This is a genomic window from Bifidobacterium scaligerum, from assembly GCF_002802865.1.
Taxonomy (GTDB): Bacteria; Actinomycetota; Actinomycetes; order Actinomycetales; family Bifidobacteriaceae; genus Bifidobacterium; species Bifidobacterium scaligerum.
This window is the reverse complement of record NZ_PGLQ01000005.1, coordinates 70,210-88,328: the sequence shown is the minus strand read 5'-3', so window position 1 is coordinate 88,328 and position 18,119 is coordinate 70,210. Positions and strand designations below refer to the sequence as shown.

Here is an 18,119-nt window from a genome sequence, read left to right as displayed (position 1 = left end):
GAGTAGAAGCGAGAAGGGGCAGGGAACCACATGAGCGTATCAGCCCAGTCATATGAGCGGCGCAGACGCCTAAGTGCCATACTGCGTCGACTTATGCCTTCCGGCGGACATCGATGGACGCTGCCGGTGATTACGTTGTTGCTGCTCGCCGGGCTGGTGGCCGGTTCTCTGATTATCAGCACCGTCACCCGACGCCATGTCCAGCTGGATGACGGCACTGTTTGGATCACGTCTCTCAACAATCACAAAGCGGCACGATTCAATGTAAAGAACAAAGAGCCGGATGCTGGTGTAGCCTCCACCGCGTCACGTTTCGATGTCGTTCAACATGATGGCGACACCGTACTCACCGAGCCGTCCAAAGCATTCTCGATCAAAGCCTCCACAGTAGGCACTGACGCAAAAACGGATCTCAAATCGCAGACCACCGCCGTAATCGGCGGCGATGCCATCGCCTTCATCAACGAGAAAACCGGCAATGTATGGGCGGGCCTCACCGAACATCTCGACGCGGTGACGCCAACTACCTCCGAACCTCAAATGAAACTGGGCGAAGGAGGCCGTATCGCTGTAACCAACGACGGCACAGTATACGGGTACAGGCCATCCGATGGCATGGTACTTACTCTCGACAGTCCAGAAGCCTCGAACGCCCAGGAAGTCGGATCGCTGACCAATGGCGCGCAGCAAGCGGCTGACAGCTTCACAGTCGTTGGAACACAGCCGGTAATTGCTTCCGGCAACATCGTTATTTCTCACAAGGGACGCGTGCAAGTAGACACCACCGGCTCACTCACCTTGCAAGCGCCGCCCACCGACGACAAGCAGGACAGCTGGGTAGCCGCATCCTCACCTCGCGGCCTTGCCTTGATACCGCTGAAATCCGGTGCCTCGGCGAACTTTATCGCCCATTCAGGCAAGGCTGAAGCGGCGCAGCCGGTGTCTACCAATGGATGCGTATATGCAGCCTGGAGTCAGAAAGCCAGCAACTACATTCGAGTCTGTTCTGCCGCAGACACCAAGCAATTCGAGAGCCTTGACTCCGTCAACACCACGTCCGAACTCGTGTTTCGCACCAACCACCGTCTGGTGGTGCTTAATGATGTAGTTGACGGCAATGTATGGAATCCGGATGATTCCACCAAGGTCATCAAAATTCAATGGAACCGAGTCCAAACCGAGCAAACCGAAAAGGAACAACAGAACAGCGATTCGGCCAACAACCATCACGATTTCGCAAAAACCTGCTCGGCACAGTCCGGCCAGATCAAAGCGGAAGACGACGAATTCGGCGCTCGGGCGGGTTCGGAGCAGATTCTCGACGTATTGCGCAATGACGAGCAGACCGACTGCTCCGTACTCCGCATCAATTCGGTCGGAGCTCCGAACAATAAAGACGTTACTATTTCACCGATCTATGACGGACGATATCTCCAGCTTGATGCGTCCTCCGCATCGGCAGGCACACTCACCTTCACCTATGAAATCTCCGATGGACGAGGCCAGACATCCAGCGCCACAGCGACTGTCACGCTCAGTGGATCAGACAACCACGCACCGCGACAGTTCGACACGCCGCCGGAAATAGACGTGGAACAGGGAGCCAGCTATACAGCCAATGCACTCGGCAGCTTTATCGACCCGGATGGAGATCCGCTCACTCTGATCTCGGCCGTGGCCCAGAACACCGATCAGGTACAGGTATCCACACGAGCGGACGGACAGCTGACGTTCAATACCGGAGCGCTGGAATCAGGACGAGTGGGCGTGGAACTCACCGTCTCCGATGGCGAAGATACCGGAACCGGCATGATGTACTTTTCCATCAAACCGGCAAACACCTTGGCTGCAGTTATCGACCCGGTGGCAAAAACCACCGCCCCCAATACAGACACCGTCATCGAACTCACCCCTTATGTGCATGCCACATCCTCGCAGCCCGCGCAGCTCAGCCAAGTGGATACGCCGAAAGGGGCCAGCACCACTGCGAATGCAGCCACCATGTCCATCAACTTCAAGGCCAACGATCCCGGCACCTATTATGTGTCCTACACCATCACCCAAGGATCGCTTCCCGCCACTGGCCTTGCCCGTGTGGAGGTGCAAGCCGTAACCGGTGAAGCCGCCAAACCTGTAGCTGCCAATGATGTGGCTTTGCTGGGTGCAGACAACACCGCAATCGTGGAACCATTGACCAATGACGTCGATCCAATGGGCGGAGTACTTTCCGTGACCTCCGTAAATGCCGACGCCAGTTCTGGTATCAAGGTCGGACTGGTCAGCCATAAGCGTGTCTATATCACAGCACGTCAAGTGCCTTCAAAGCCGGTATCCATAACATATACAGTGGCGAACGCCAAGGGATCGGCAAAAGGTACCATCATTCTGCAGCCGCCGGCACTTACCGCAGCAAATTCGGTGCCCAAAGCCGACAACGTCAATACGCAGGTACGCACCAACGGCATCGTGTCAGTGGACGTACTCGATCATGTCACGTATTCGGACGGCACCACGGTAAAACTGAAAAACAACCTGCAATACGATAAGAACACATTCCATGGTCTGGTATTCGTCTCCGGAGACACCGTACGATATCAGGCATCCGACACAACCGGCGTATTCCCCGTCACCTATACGGTCGAGGACAATCTGGGCAATGTAGCTTCTGCCATCATTACCATCACCGTGCATCGCAGCGACGCTGCCGGAAAGGCCGCTCCCACGCCGCATGATGTCGAAGCTCAGGTGGCAGCCGGACAGAAAGTCCGCATTCCCATCACCTTAACAGGCATCGATGCGGACGGCGACGATGATCAGCTGCTCGGATTAGGCAACAAAGCACCATCTCTGGGCCGTATCACCGAAGTCGGTTCGGATTACCTGGTCTATGAGTCCTACCCCGATTCCTCCGGCACCGATACCTTCTCCTATGCAGTGGAAGATTGGACCGGACAACGAGCACAGGCCCAGATTCGAGTGGGCGTGTTCCAAGGTGCCTCCGATTCAGGCGTGTACGCCCGTGACGACGAAATAACGCTCAGGCCAAACACCGCGGCCACGGTGCCGGTCACCCAGAATGATATTTCAGGGGACAATACCGAGTTGACCGTCGACAAGCAGCTTGAGGTCCAAGGCATTGATGGCGTGACAGTGACCGACAATATGCTGTCATTTACCACTCCGGCGAATGCCACCACAGCTTATATCGCCTACACGGTCAAAGACAAGGCAGGACTTTCCGATACCGCCACATTGACGGTAAACGTCGATCCGAACGCCCCGATCGAGCCACCCACTGCCTATGATTACCGCGTACCATCCGCAGCCACCATTGACAAGAAATCCGTGGATGTCGATGTTTCTCAGTGGATAGCGAATCCTTCCGGAACAGTCGGCGAACTCAAGGTCGGTGTACATCCTTCCGCAGCGGACCATGCACGGGTCAAGGGCAGCGAACACTCAACCATCATCACGGTCGATCTTACTTCGCAGGCACGTTCCATTCCCTATACGGTGACCAACACCACCTACGACATCACCTCCACGGCGTTCATTCAAGTACCGGCCTATGGCGTTTTCCCACCCACGCTACGTCCCAAGGCTCCGGAGTTGAAGGTCAATGCACGTGAGACCATCGAAATCAACATCAATGACTATGTCCGCGTAGGAGCAGGCAAAGAACCGTATATCGAAAGCGCCGGATCCGTCAGCGCAACAAAGGCTTCCAATTCCGATCTGTATGTGAACGACAAAACGCTGAAGTTCACCGCCGCCAAGGATTATGCCGGTCCCGCTTCGATCACCTTCACCGCAGTGGACGGCAAACAGGGAACGGATAAGACCAAGATCATCAATACCGCTGTGATCACCTTGCAAATCACAGTGGTGGGACGCAATGTACCACCCCCAACGTTCTCGTCATCCACCATTGACGTCGAAGCGGGAGCCGGAACAAAAACCATCGATTTGACCGCACTCACCCATGCACCGGCAGGCGTCTATGACGATGAGAAACAGTACACCTATTCAGGCGGCGGGGCATCGTCCGCACAGATCACCACGAATCTGTCTTCCTCCGGCACCCTGCAAATCTCCGCCGCCAAGGATGCCTCTCCCGGTACGACCGTATCTGTGCCCATCCAAATCGCCTACAGCGCCGGTACTGTCAACGCCGGAGTAACGGTACGCGTGGTTTCCTCCACACGACCATTGGCTCGTGTGAACGGAAAGACGCTGCAGATCAAGGCCGGTAGCAACGATTCCGTCAATATTCTTTCCGGTGCCTACAATCCGTTCCCGGATACTTCCCTGACGGTGGTGGGATGTCGTGTCGATAATGCCGGCAAACTCACAGTAACCGGCTGCGACGCTTCAGGGCGTATCACCATTGCCGCCGCATCGAATCTGGGAGCTTCATCCAGCAATGTCATTGTCACCGTGCAAGACGGTACCAAAACCCGGGAACGTGAAATTACCGGTACGATCACCGTATCGGTGATCGACAAACCCGATTCCCCATTGCTCTCGCCAGTGGCCGGAGAACCACAGGACGGTGCGGTGAATCTCTCATGGACGGCCGGCAATGCCAATGGCAGCCCGATCACCAACTACCGGGTGAACTGGACCGGAGCCAGCGAAGGAGAAAAGGATTGCGGCGCAGTCACCGCATGTCAGGTCACCGGCCTGAAGAATGGCGAAACCTACTCGTTCACCGTTGCGGCGCAAAACGAAGTTGGATGGTCCAAGCCGTCCACATCCGTCGATGCCACGCCGGACAAAGTCCCCACCGCGCCTACGAAAGTAACGGTATCCGGAGGAAACGCCAAAGCCACAGTCACATGGAAGGCACCGACCGGCGACTTCAGTGCCGTAGACAACTATTCGGTGACAGTGACCCTCAGCGGAACCGGTGCGCAACAGACCAAGGAAACCGGCGGCACCAACACCGAAATGGTCTTCACCTTCAACAATGCGGATATTTCAGATGGCGCTACCGTAACCGCAACCGTCAAGGCGCATAACAAGGTCAATTGGGGTGCGGCATCCGCTGCATCCGAGCCCAGTGACATATGGGGTAATCCGGATGCGCCGTCGGTAACGTTGTCCAACAATGGCACAGACGGCAAAGCCGTTATCACATTGAACAACAACCGTAATGCGGGATGCGAGGAAATCCTCATCGGCGGTGATACCAATGACGTGGTCGACTGCTCCGTGCGCAACATCACTTTCGATATCGCTGAATCCCAGCTCAACACCGATGAAATCACGATAACGGCCAAGGTGGTGCCGGAACGCTCTTCCGCCACAGCCGCCACAGGCAAAGCCTCATTCGTTCCGCATTACACGGTTCCGTCGCCCACCGATGTGACCACGAGCGGAGACGACGGCCAGTGCACCGTCGAATGGAACAAGAACGGTCACGCACAGTCATACCGGGTCACCGCTGATGGATTTGGGAGCAAGACCGTCACCGGAACTTCAGCGACGTTCACCATGGAACCATGGACGGTGTGCAGCAATGCAACCGTCACGCAGATACTCAATGGCACGGAAAGCGCCCCGGCTGCAGGAGGACCGTCAGGCGGTAGCCCATATACCTACAAGGTCAAAGCAAAGATCAGCGCGCCAACCGAGCTGCGGTGGGCGGAGAACGGCAATATAGTCAAAGTCACTGGTGGAACGGTCAACACCTATGGCAAACCTGCCGATATCCAAATCATCATCAACGACACGCCATTTACGTGGACGCCCGGCACTCCGAATCAATCGTTGGACGTCACAGACCTTCCAAAGGCCGACGATGGCGAATATCACTGGAGCGTCAAAGTCACCGGCAAACAGGGATTGGATGAATTGTCCAACACCGCCGAGGGCGGCACCATCGAGGGCACACGACCATCGACATCAGATGGAGGAGACAACAACGACAGCAGCTCAACCGGCGAGGACAGCAATGACAATTCAGACTCACCGAGCGCATCCATGTCATCGTTTAAATCCGGAGTGCATGCGGACACCCTCATCAATAATCCTTGGATACTCGGCATGGCCAATACCCCAATACGTGACACATCCACCAACCAGCAGCAGTAGGAGAATCCCATGAGCGAACACATCGATGATGCGACTCGGCTTTCCGATATGACGCAACTGTCTGACGCAACGCATTTGTCTGACGTCACACATGTTACAGACATCGCGTCTCAACAATCCGGTAATATTGCAGACCAAATTGCTGCGGAGTCGTCAGATTCAACATCTCATGTCACAGCCGGAACGCCGTCCACGGCAAAGCCAAACCTGCCCCAACGCCCAAGCACCACGCGTTCTGCCGCTGTCGTTCCCGCATCGAACGATCATACGGCGGTCAAACCACAGCCTCAGACCATACCTGCGTTGCCACACCAATCGCACGGCACCCAGCACACGAACAATGCCACTCGAACCTCAGCCAAGGTCGCCTTGCCTCGCCCTGGGAAAACCGGCACATCCTATACCGCAGGTCATGCGGGAGACGCCTCCGGCGAACCGCACGCCACTGGGACGCTGCCACCGCAATCCAGAACACAATCCCAAACGCAATCCAACATGGTGCGGCCCAATACGCAGGCATACGTCCAATCCAATGCTTCCGCTGCGGCGCGGAATCAGGCTCCCTCATCATCCCAATCCCCCGCACAGTCCCAATCCCCTGCGCCCGCACAGCAAGTCGCACAGCAGCGGACACTGCCTTCCAATATCAATTCCGGCCTATTGTCACAACCTACCGCCGAAGTGCAGGAATTCCAACGTTCCTTCACTGCTTTGGTTGAGAATATCTCGCAAGTGGTCATCGGCAAAGCCGCACCAATCAAGCAATGCGTAACCGCGCTGATGGTCGGCGGCCACGTGCTGCTTGAGGATAACCCAGGTACCGGCAAAACCCAGTTGGCACGAGGTCTGGCCAATTCCATCGACACCAGTTTCAAACGTATCCAGTTCACGCCTGATCTGCTGCCCTCGGATGTGGTGGGTGTGACGTTCTACGATCAGAAACGCGGTGAGTTCGAGTTCAGGGAAGGCCCGATTTTCGCTTCCATCGTGCTGGCCGACGAGATCAATCGAGCCTCGCCGAAAACCCAGTCCGCGTTGCTGGAGGTTATGGAGGAACAGAAAGTCACTGTCGACGGCGTGACACATGACGTTCCTCAGCCGTTTATCGTAATCGCCACGCAGAATCCCATCGAGCAGCTCGGCACCTATAAGCTACCCGAAGCCCAGATGGACCGATTCCTCATCAAAACCTCGGTCGGGTATCCCGGCCATGACGTTTCCGTGGATATTCTCAAGCAAATTGACATTACCGATCGTGCACAGACCGTTTCCCCGGTACTGACCGGCGATGAGGTTATGCATATGCGTCAAGTCGCCTCCGGTATCTACGTGGATGACGCCATTCGTGAATATATCGTACGTCTGGTCGAGGCGACGAGGCACAACGAGAAAATCACAGTAGGCGCATCCATGCGCGGAGCTCTGGCCCTCACCCGTTGCGCTCGCATCTGGGCTGCGGCGGACGGCAGAGCCTATGTTGTGCCCGACGATGTCAAGGATCTTGCGTTGCCGGTGCTTGCTCACCGCATCACGCTCACTGCGGAAGCCACTTTCGATGGAGCCACGGCAGAAAGCCTGATTGCGCAGATATTGGACGACGTTCCCGCGCCCACCATCGGCGCCTGACCTCTCAACCTCCATAACTGATACATCGCATCGCTGGGTATCCGGCATCCGGCTCTTCCCCTCCCGAGAACGAGAACAGCTCCGGCGCAAAGCCACTTCCCTGAGGAAAGGTCTTCTATGGCATTCTCATCCGCGTTCACCGCATCACGCCACCGGCGTGCCGGACGCACGCTCACACGCCTGTACAGACGTGTTCGACGGCTGCTCACCGCGTACGTCTCTCCGCTGGGATGGGCCGTCACCGGAGCCGGTGTGGCATGCCTTGTCGCATTCCTCATCGTAGGCTGGCATGAGTTGCTGGCCTTTGCCTGCGTATCGGCGGTGATGATGTGCGCCGCCATTCTGCTGTCCCTTGGCAACACCCGGTTCCACGCCTCGATTGAGGTCTCCAGCCGACGGGTCACCGCCGGAGATACCGTATCCGTCATCGTCGGCATCGACAACGCCGGTAAAACACCTACCGCCACAGCACGCGGCGATCTGCCGATCGGGCAGGTGCATGAGCGTTTCCACATTCCCATGCTCGCGCCCGGGCAATCGAAACAAACAAACGTGGAATTCCGCGCTATTTCAAGAGCATTGCTCACCGTCGGCCCACTGCGTATCCGCAAAGGCGATCCTTTTGGCCTGATTCGTCACGAGAAGGAGCTCGCCGAGCACATCACCGTGTTCATTCATCCCAAAACCGTGCGGCTGAACCCTCTCAATGCCGGAGTGCCCCGCGATCTGGAAGGCCAGCCTTCAGGTCAGATCGTTGACGACGACCTCGACTTCTACGGCTTGCGCGAATACGAGCCCGGTGATGATGTGCGTAATGTCCACTGGCTCAGTTCAGCTAAAACCGGTTCATTGATGATTCGCCAATACGAGGCCACCCGGCGCACTGACACATCGGTGACCATCGACATCAACCCTGATGATTACACCACTGGGGAGGAATTCGAATTGGCGGTGTCCATACACTCCTCCATCGGTGTGCAATGCCTGTTGCAGGATCGTCCTCTATTCGCCCATGCGGGCGACGCCCATGCCCAGCCCCGCAATGCCATGGCGTTTCTCGACGATGCCAGCGCCATCGAGCCGGATCGCGAGGATAATCCGAACCTTGCCGAAAGCACGCTCAAGCACAGTCCGGACGCCTCGTTCTATTTCTTCACCGTGGGATCGCTGAAAAATCTGGACCATATCAAACGTATGACATTGGCACTGCCCCGCTCAGCACGTTGCGTGGTGCTCCAAGCGAATGCCGGAGCCAACCGCGGTATCCGCCGGTTCGCGAACTTTACCTTGGCCACTATCGGCGAGCTCGACGATCTGCCCATGATTATGGGGGTGCTGGCATGATCTTCCATCGATTCACACCCGCAACCGGGCAACATTTCCACGGTGCACGCACAAACGCAACCACAACCGTGACCGCCGAACACACGCCCTTCTCTCCCGGATCCTCCGGTTTCGACGCATCATCAGGCTACAGCCATACCGATGCCACATCGTCAACGTATACCGGTTCCACCACTACCGGATCATGGGCGGATTCCACACATTCGGTGATCTGGATGACTCGCGGCAATCTGTTGCAGGGACGCAGCCTCGGCGGACAGCTTTGGAGCCGTCAATGCATCAGCATCGTGGTGATATCCGTGCTGATGCTGCTTGCGCAGGCTAATCTTATCGACGTTTATGGCAGCGTCATCATCTGGGCCACCGCTGCGGTGCCAGCTACGATCATAGGTGCCGTAATCGCCCTCATGGGCACCCAACCAGCACTACGTTTATGGTGGCAGCTGGTGTTTCTGGCGTTCGCGCAATGCATCATCGGGCCAGTTATCGCGTTGAATGAGACGACCATCTCGCACGTGCTTCCCACGATACGAACGCTGAGCATGGGATGGCAGACCACATTCGGCTCATTCAAATACCTGATCTCCGTCACCCCTCCACTGGGTACGTCCGACGGATGCCTGATGGCCGTGTGGACCATCGGGCTCTGGCTTACCTTCTTGGCCGGTATATTCGCCGTAGATTCCAATGCCGCGATAACGTCATTGAGCTGTCTGCCATATGCCGCTGCCGTAGCCGTCTGCGCACTGCTGGGCACGGACACCGGATGGCAGCGAGCCGCGTGCGGCATCGCCGCCGCCATCATACTGATGGTTTGGCTTTCCTGGCGTTTGGATCTTCTGGAATGGGGACGCTGGATTTGCGCCATCGTAATTCTGGCTCTGGCGGCAGGTCTGGCTTTCGGAGGCACACTGCTGGTCGCCCAACATCGCGCCACATTACGGGATCACTACGATCCTCCGCTCAGTCCTTACGATTACACCAGCCCATTAAGCGGCATGCGGTCCTATATCAAAAACCATAAGAATGATGTGCTGCTGAGCGCCGAAAATCTTCCGTCAGGAACCCCGGTCAGGCTGGCGGTGATGGACCGATTCGACGGCACGGTCTGGAATCTGTCCGATTCGTCCGAGGCCTCAAGTTCCTCGAACTACGAGCGTGTGGGCACAGCAATACCGACCGATGACAAAGGCAGCAGGTTCAAGACGACGTTCACAGTCCACCAGGGACTCAGCGACACGTGGCTGCCGCTTGCCGGTGCCGCCACAAGCGTGGCATTCACCGGCAACGCCAAAGATTCCGGCGATGATCAACAATCCGATAAGACAAGCAGCGCGCGCAACACCACCGGTTCAGACAGCAACGTCTTCTACTACAACACGGACACCGATTCCGCCATCATTCCCACCGGCACACGCGGAGGTATGACCTACATCGAATCCGGAATCCTCGTCAAAAAGCCATCGGACCAGCAGATCAGCCGAGCGAAAGCCGCGCGCATCAGCCAACCGCAGGCACAAGACGTTCCCGACTCGGTCAGCAAACTGGCTACGGCCATCGCCGGAGGCAAATCCTCGGGAGGAGCGGCCGCCACCGCATTGGCCCAGACTCTGAAAGATTCGGGATGGTTCTCCCATGGTTTGCAAGGCGATTATCCGTCCGACGCCGGTCATGGCAATTACCGTGTGAACAAACTGCTTGCCGGCACCGCCATGGTGGGCGATTCCGAACAATACGCTTCCGCCATGGCACTCATGGCCAGAGAGCTCGGCTTGCCGTCCCGTGTAGTGCTGGGGTTCCTTCCCAAAGACGAAAACGGCAATATCACCGATGCACGCACCAAAACAACCGACGGCAAGAACACCATAACCGAGTTCACCGGCAACGATGTGACCGCTTGGGTGGAGATCAAACTGCAGGGGCTGGGGTGGGTGGCCTTCTACCCCACGCCGAAAGAGACCAAGGTTCCTGACGAGAACCAGAATCTCACGCCGCCGAACCCGCAAACGCTGGTCCGTCAACCTCCGGTACCGTTGACTGATCCGTTGCGCGACCAGACTCAGGCCAAAGGACAGAGCTCTTTGGCGGGTGCCGATGCCGACGCGCAACCCACGAATCTGTTCTGGCTCAGATTCTGGCGAGTCACCCGTGCGGTGGCGATATACGGCAGCCCGCTATGGATACTGCTTATAGTTTGCACGCTGATTCTCACCGTTAAGGCCATATTGCTGGCGCGAGACCGCCGGCACGGCACACCAGCCAACCGGGTAGCCGCGGGATGGAATGCGATTCGTTCACTTGCCTTGCAAAGCGGCATCACCGCCCAAGGAACCCGACGGGATCAGGCCACAGCGATTGCGCAACAACTCGGCACCGGTCAGCGGGCGCTGATACAGCTCGGGCGCGAAGCCGACTATGCCGCGTTCTCCGGCCAGAGCGTTCAGGATACACAGGCACGTGCCTATTGGACGAATGTCAGCAAACTCCGAAAGGCCATGCTGGCATCTTTGCCTTATCTGCGGCGAGTACGAACACGACTTTCGTTGAAAAGCGTGTCTATACTGGCACATAGACACGCAGCAAAGCCGCATACGTCGAAAACACATGCACCGGGCAACGTTAAGAAGGGGAAGACGGCATGACCACAGGTCCAATCCGTATCGCGATGACCAGTGATGTGGGTCTGAGACGCAAAAACAATCAAGACACCGGATTTGCCCAACAGGGCGTATTCGTAGTATGCGATGGCATGGGCGGCGGCATGGGCGGCGAGCAGGCCAGCCGACTCGCGGCACAGCATATGGCTGAGCTGGCCAGCCTAGCCCGTCGTACACGAGAAGACATCGACAGTACCCTGGCTCAGGCACAACAGGATATCCTCGCCCTCGGCACCAAACTTGGCGGTGTGGCCGGCACCACATGCACCGGTCTGGTATTGCCATCGGGATGGCTGGATACCACCGGCGCTCCGGAAACAGGCGATACCTGTGATCCGACTTTGGTAGACGACGATACATCCGAGTACGAGAACCTTACGTATGTGATCAATATCGGTGATTCACGCACGTATCATATGAATCCATTGCCGCAGAACGACGAACCAGCCGCTCTTTCCGGAACCGTATGGGATGCCGCATCGTTGACACGCATCACGCGCGACCATTCTCAGCGGCAGGAAGCCATCGATTCCGGCGAGATGCTGCCTGAGGTGGCCGAAGCAACTATTCCGCGTAACATCATCACCCAATGTCTCGGCGATCCGGAAGGTATCGCTCCCGACATCTATGTGGCCGATATGACCGGCCGTTTCATTATCTGTTCGGATGGACTGCACGGCGAGGTGCCTGATGAGCGCATCGCCGCGATAGCCGCCGCACATTCCGACCCGCAGGAAGCCGTGGACGCTCTTGTTGCGGCCGCGCTCGACGCAGGCGGAACAGACAACATCACCGTGATTGTGGCTGATATGCCGATGCCGGAGCCTGAATACCATGCGTTCAGCGCATTCAAGTTGGACGCGGGCGAAGACATCGGCGCCATCGAAGACGCAACACTACAAACCCTACGGACCATACGTTCGGCATAACCGAGCGAACATAAGGAGGTACTCCCATGGTTGATTATGATGCTGCGGTCGCTGCCGTACAGGATCCTAACGCGGATCCGATTCTGTTGGCGAAAATCGCATATGAGAATCCGGAATTCGGCGCGAATGTCGCCGTAAACCCGCGTTGCTACCCCGGTCTGAAGCGCTGGATCGCTGAATTCGGCGATGAACGGGCCCGCGAAACGCTGGCACAGTACGGCTTCACCGCCGATGCCATTGGCGGACCGGTGCAGGACCAGGAAGAATCGCAAGCTCAGCCCACTGCCCAGCCCGCCGCGGAGCAGTATGCCCAGCCGCAGGCCGAAGCCGCCCAGCCCGTTGCGGAGCAGTATGCCCAGCCTGCCGCAGAACAGCAGTACGCACAGCCGCAGCAGGCCGAACCGGCTCAGGCCGCCTTCGAAGAGCCCGTAGCCACCAATCCGTACGGCTTCACCGCCGAGCTGGCGCTGACCACCACGGATCAGATGCAGATCGCCCAGATTGCGCAGTATGCTCCTGAATTGCGCGTCTGCATCGCTCGTAACCCCAACACCTATCCCGCGCTGCTGGACTGGCTCGGCCAGCTCGGCGATCCGGCAATCAACGCCGCACTGGCGTCTCGTCAGTGAAAGGACGGCAAACCATGGCCAAACTTCCTTATCCTCCCGCACCTGAATTCGGCTGGTATTCAGACGATCAGCCGGAGCCTGCAGCTCAGCCTGAGGCCCAGCCGGCCACCCAGCCCACAGCAGAACCGGCGGCCGTGACCTACGAAGAGCCACAGCCGCAGCAGAACGCTCAACCGGTCTATGAACAGCCGGCGAGCGGCCCCCAGCACGCCGCAGAACCCAGCGCGACGCCGCACGCCGCCGAAGACGACATCGAGGATTGGGACAGCACTGTGCTGTCGTCCTCGTTCACATCCAAGGCCCCGCAGAAGACGTACCAGTTGCATAACGACGTCACCGGCCAGACCATCGTGATCGATAAGAGCACGCTGCTCGGCCGCAAGCCGTCCATGGACGTGCCGCAGGGTGCCAAGTCGGAGAAAATCGAGGATCCGACCCGCACCACGTCACGTAACCATGCCGCTATCAGCATCGATACCGATGGTGAACTGTGGATTGAGGATTACGGCTCGCTCAATGGCACCTACATCATCAGTGACGGTCAGGAGACCCAGGTGGTCAAGGGCACACCGCTTAAGCTCACCGCTCCGGCCACCGTGCGCATCGGCGATCAGTTCTTCCAGCTCACCGAGCAGTGAGTGACCGGAAACAGCTACTGAGGAACGCTATGGGTGGACGGCCAGCGATATCGAGTCCGCCAATCGTCCACCGGCACTAATGCAAACAGTAATGGCCTGTTGGTTCGTCGATCGGTACACGATCAGTCGAATCAACAGGCCATTACTGTTTGTTCCGTTATCGGTATCCCCAGTATCCCTACTTCTCGCTCTTGGAGCTCTTAGAACTCTTAGAGTCACCGGAGCTCTTGGAACTACCGGACTTCTTGGAGCTGCTGGAACTCGAATCAGAATCGGAATCAGAATCAGATTTATCGGAAGAATCCGCTGAATTAGACGAATCCGTCGGCAGATCAGGAGCCGGATCTCCCGGAGCCTGACCGATGGTCACGATGATGCTGTTGCTGCCATCGGATTTCTTGTTCCACATCATCCATTCCATCTGCGTATGGTCGCAATCCGCCGGATCGTCGTACACCGGAAGCAGGGTATAGTTGCCGACCGATTCACCTTGCGCGTTCACGATGATCTGTTCATCGGTGGTCTGCACGTATATGGTTTTGGTCAGGTAGTTGATGCCCATGAACTTGCCGTCGGTGAGCAGCAGACGCGCCCACTGCGACCCGTCCAACACTTCCGTCGGGCTCAAGTCCGATCCCATCAGGAACACACGACGACCTTCGTTATTGTCGTAATCATCGGTCTGCACGTACATCGTACCGTCCACGAACTGGTCTTTGGCTTCGATGTGTTCGTCCTTGCTCAGACCCAGCAGATCGTGCAGCGACTGCACCTTGCCAGTCGATGAATCGATCACCTGATCGTCCACTACATACTGGTTGTCGCCGAGAGACCATACATGATACACATCGCATGACCAACTGTTCTTGGGGTTGCAGTAGTTCGTAGGGAAGCTTATGATCTGCTTGTTGTTATCCACGGAATACAGGTGATACGTATCATCCTCCACCAGATACGTGTCGGATACGTCCGTCGAATTCACGGATATATCAGTCTTCTTCATGGACTGGTAACCGTTGCTGTCGGCGGTTACGGCGATCTTGTCCTGGAAGGTCTGCAGCACCTGCGCGGTATCCTTGCCGCGAGTCACACCCATCACCTGCGTATGGTCCACATTGGTGGTATCCGAATCACCGTTGGTGGTGTACGACTCGTCGCTGTGCCAGGTTTTGGCGATGGCCACCATATCCCGGGATTCGGCGAGTATCGAATACTCATAGCCCTGCTCGTAGTCGATGAGGTTGTCTTCCTCGGTCTTCAGGTCGATACGGTCCGACAGTTCGCCGGTTTCGACATTCACCTCCTGCGCATACAGATGCACGCTTTCCGGAGTGGTGCCCACCGCCTTCGTCTTCACCGCATAGAACACGAACACCGCAGGATTATTGCCGTACGTGGCTCCCACCTGCGGCTCGGAATACTCCTTCTCCCCCGACTCAAGCATGGAGACATGGATCTCTTTGGAGGCATCCAGTGCAGGAGTCCATAGTCCGAAGGAGTACTCGCCGCTGCCGTCCAACGAATCGCCCGAGGAATAGGACGAATCCGAATCCGCGGTGGCATCGCCATCCCAGCAGTGGATGACGTTGGATACCATGGCACCGCCCACCCAATTCCATGAGTTGGAGTTGGTGTAGTCGCACGAGAAGCCAACCATCTCCACTTCGATGGCTTTGGTCATTGTGGATTTAGGCTCGGATTCTTCGGTTTTGGTGTTGTCTTTCGACTTGGACTTTGTCTTGGATTTTGTCTTGGACTTCGACTTCGCCGTCTGTGAAGTGGTTTCCTCTTTGCCGGCTTTCCAGTTGCGCCAGACGAAGAAGCCCGCGACTGACCCCGCTACAAGTGCCACCACGACGACTATCGCTATGATGATGGCCGCGATGTTGCGCTTGTGGCCGTTGTTCTTGCCATTCCCGGCGCCATTGGGGACCCCGGACATAGGAGGCACGGCGGCACCGCCCCACTGCCCGGTAGCCTGTCCTTGCGGAGCGGCAGACTGCCCTGGCACAGCTTGTGCCGGCATGGCCTGCCCGGAAACACCTGGGACGCTCGACACACTCGGAGCATACGGTTGCTGCGGCTGGGAAGGCTGCTGGGCATACGGCTGCGGCACACCGACGTTCGGCATGGGTACATTTGGCTGCGGAGGCATCTGAGGGACCCCTCCGCGTGCAACTGGCGCAGGCATCGGATTGCCGCACCGGGCGCACACCATCTGGCCGTCGGCAACCCCACTACCACATCTCGGGCATCGTCTCATAGTCCTCTCCCCTATCTCACGGCATCATTGTCTTCGATTGGTCTCTCTCGTATGCCTCTATTGTAAGAGCGTCACCACGAAAGTATCGTCAGCCAGCGTAAAATCACCGCCCGAGGGCAGATATTCGCGGCCGCCCTCGGCCAGTTCTCGTCCTCCTACTTCAGTCCCGTTGGCCGAATGATTATCGGTGATGGAGAACCGCCCGTCATCCAGCATGTCGATAACCGCATGAATACGACTGACGTTGGTATTGCCGCCCATATGGATATCCGCGGTTTTCGATCGTCCGATGGTGGCATGGGCACCATGTACCGTTACCGATTTGCCATCACGCAGTCGGGTGACGGTGAATCCGACGGTCTGCTTGGTCGAGGGACGCAAAATCGTCTCGCCCTCATTATCGCTTTCGTCGAAATCATCAAAGGCCGGCTTTACAGGCTTGCGCAGCGGCGGTTGCGCAATTGCCCGGGCGGACGCCCGTTCATCCGCGATGCTGCGCCGGGAAACGGTCCGCTGAGGTATGGATGGAGCCTCTACGGTTGCGGCCGGAATGGTCGAAGCGGCCGGAATGGTCGAAGCGGCCGGTGTGGTCGAAGCGGCCGGAATGGTCGGAGCAGCCGGTGTGGTCGGAGTTGCCGAGGAGACGGCTGGCGCGGTCTCTCGTTCCACGCCGGGCCATTGCATCGGTGTCACTGCCGCACTCTTCTCGGCATCCGGTATCTCACCGAACTGCTGATGTTGTTGAGGCTGCGCCTCCTCAGATTCCGAACCAGATGCGGAACCTGCATGCTGCTGATCTGTCATTTCGGCTTGGGTCGAAGATGACGGCTCAGGCAGAGCCGGCCCCTCGCTTGGCAGGATTCCCTCAGACAGCACAGGACGTTCGGATGGCATCGAACGGTGAGCCAACGACGAGAGCACCGTACTGCCGTCCTGACCATCATCCTCAGATACCGACGACGGCGCAGAGTCTGCCGGCACAGTCGAAGTCGACACATTGTCGGAACTGAGCAGTGTGCTGCCCAATCGAGTGGCGCCAAGCAGCGTATCGCCGAATCTCGTAGCCCCGAATTCGGTACCGTCGGCGACGTCTCCCTGTTCGGACGGTATTTTCGCGGTCTGCTCCTGCACGGCGCGAGGTTTCACACTGGCCGGCATCAGATGAGCCAAGAGATCGTGCAGCACCTCGGCACTTACCGTCTGAACCTGCCCGATCAGTCCTGCAAGCGCCCGTTGATACTCCTGCGCGGCATCGCCGGAGATACGGGTTTTTTTGTCGTCGGACAGCAAGGCCAACAGCGTGGTGGCACTATGACGGTCCGGTTCAACGCCCAATGCCGGTATCACCATAAACAACGGCTGGTTCTGCGATGAAATGCGAATACGTTTGGGATCCCACTGCACGTAGGTCAGAGGGAGCTGCTGCGCTTCGCACTGCTCCATCACTGAGAGCACGGCAAGCAGTAGCCCGGCATACTGGTCACCGGGGACCACTTGGCGCAGCATGTCATGCAACGACGTCGTGCTGGTCGCATCGTATTGGAATACGATTTCGTTGCCGGTGCTCTCATAATGCAACGGCAACAAATACCAATGACTTTGCGTCAGCCATTTCGCATGCTCCACATCGAGCGACTCACCTCGTGTGGTGCGCGCCGTAAGCGTCTGCACGCCGGTGTACCAGTCTTTGGAAAACTTCACTTTCATGATTGCCGCTCCATCCCTATGCTCTTCCGTTCTTTCCCTGTTATTGCAGGTCGATGCGCCGAACCAGAATCCGCTCTGCGTGACTATGCCAAGGGCCGGTTGAGCCGCCGCAAAACCCGCACAAACCCGCAAAACCCGTAACCGTATAAACCCCGTATATACGCAGACGGGCTGGCCCGACAAAGTGTCGTTCCAGCCCGTCATACGTTGTCACTTCCTGTCCGTCAGAC

9 protein-coding genes are annotated in these 18,119 nt (G+C 57.5%); 7 read left to right on the top strand and 2 right to left on the bottom strand.

All coding sequences use genetic code 11. From position 1 onward, the window contains the following. The first annotated feature begins 30 nt into the window (after window positions 1-30). The 7 genes from CUU80_RS08135 (at window position 31) to CUU80_RS08105 (ending at window position 13,919) form a co-directional block, all read left to right on the top strand. Window positions 31-6,096 (top strand): Ig-like domain-containing protein, encoded by a 6,066-nt coding sequence (locus CUU80_RS08135; RefSeq protein ID WP_100496814.1) that lies wholly within the window; start codon window positions 31-33, stop codon window positions 6,094-6,096. 9 nt (window positions 6,097-6,105) lie between these two features. Further along, window positions 6,106-7,722 (top strand): AAA family ATPase, encoded by a 1,617-nt coding sequence (locus CUU80_RS08130; RefSeq protein ID WP_100496813.1) that lies wholly within the window; start codon window positions 6,106-6,108, stop codon window positions 7,720-7,722. Window positions 7,723-7,839: 117 nt separating this feature from the next. Next, window positions 7,840-9,066 (top strand): DUF58 domain-containing protein, encoded by a 1,227-nt coding sequence (locus tag CUU80_RS08125; protein ID WP_100496812.1) that lies wholly within the window; start codon window positions 7,840-7,842, stop codon window positions 9,064-9,066. A gap of 215 nt (window positions 9,067-9,281) precedes the next feature. Further along, the gene (locus CUU80_RS08120; protein ID WP_243388700.1) at window positions 9,282-11,708 is read left to right on the top strand and encodes a transglutaminase-like domain-containing protein; all 2,427 of its coding nucleotides are present in this window, start codon (window positions 9,282-9,284) and stop codon (window positions 11,706-11,708) included. Beyond that, complete coding sequence (locus tag CUU80_RS08115; RefSeq protein ID WP_100496810.1) at window positions 11,705-12,652, top strand: PP2C family protein-serine/threonine phosphatase; 948 nt, start codon at window positions 11,705-11,707, stop codon at window positions 12,650-12,652. The genes CUU80_RS08120 and CUU80_RS08115 overlap by 4 nt, the downstream gene beginning before the upstream one ends. 26 nt (window positions 12,653-12,678) lie before the next feature. After that, the gene (locus CUU80_RS08110; protein WP_100496809.1) at window positions 12,679-13,281 is read left to right on the top strand and encodes a variant leucine-rich repeat-containing protein; all 603 of its coding nucleotides are present in this window, start codon (window positions 12,679-12,681) and stop codon (window positions 13,279-13,281) included. A gap of 14 nt (window positions 13,282-13,295) precedes the next feature. Beyond that, the gene (locus CUU80_RS08105; protein ID WP_100496808.1) at window positions 13,296-13,919 is read left to right on the top strand and encodes an FHA domain-containing protein; all 624 of its coding nucleotides are present in this window, start codon (window positions 13,296-13,298) and stop codon (window positions 13,917-13,919) included. 178 nt (window positions 13,920-14,097) lie between these two features. Here CUU80_RS08105 and CUU80_RS08100 read toward each other — a convergent pair whose 3' ends face one another. Next, window positions 14,098-16,074, bottom strand: a complete 1,977-nt coding sequence (locus tag CUU80_RS08100; protein ID WP_133119409.1) for a zinc ribbon domain-containing protein — start codon at window positions 16,072-16,074, stop codon at window positions 14,098-14,100. A 165-nt stretch (window positions 16,075-16,239) separates the two neighbouring features. Continuing rightward, complete coding sequence (locus CUU80_RS08095; RefSeq protein WP_100496806.1) at window positions 16,240-17,889, bottom strand: FHA domain-containing protein; 1,650 nt, start codon at window positions 17,887-17,889, stop codon at window positions 16,240-16,242. Window positions 17,890-18,119: the final 230 nt, after the last annotated feature.

Bases quoted from the DNA above. Each gene is read 5' to 3' on its own strand.
- CUU80_RS08135 (WP_100496814.1), top strand. From the start codon at position 31: ATGAGCGTATCAGCCCAGTCATATGAGCGGCGCAGACGCCTAAGTGCC.
- CUU80_RS08130 (WP_100496813.1), top strand. From the start codon at position 6,106: ATGAGCGAACACATCGATGATGCGACTCGGCTTTCCGATATGACGCAA.
- CUU80_RS08125 (WP_100496812.1), top strand. From the start codon at position 7,840: ATGGCATTCTCATCCGCGTTCACCGCATCACGCCACCGGCGTGCCGGA.
- CUU80_RS08120 (WP_243388700.1), top strand. From the start codon at position 9,282: ATGACTCGCGGCAATCTGTTGCAGGGACGCAGCCTCGGCGGACAGCTT.
- CUU80_RS08115 (WP_100496810.1), top strand. From the start codon at position 11,705: ATGACCACAGGTCCAATCCGTATCGCGATGACCAGTGATGTGGGTCTG.
- CUU80_RS08110 (WP_100496809.1), top strand. From the start codon at position 12,679: ATGGTTGATTATGATGCTGCGGTCGCTGCCGTACAGGATCCTAACGCG.
- CUU80_RS08105 (WP_100496808.1), top strand. From the start codon at position 13,296: ATGGCCAAACTTCCTTATCCTCCCGCACCTGAATTCGGCTGGTATTCA.
- CUU80_RS08100 (WP_133119409.1), bottom strand. From the start codon at position 16,074: ATGCCTCCGCAGCCAAATGTACCCATGCCGAACGTCGGTGTGCCGCAG.
- CUU80_RS08095 (WP_100496806.1), bottom strand. From the start codon at position 17,889: ATGAAAGTGAAGTTTTCCAAAGACTGGTACACCGGCGTGCAGACGCTT.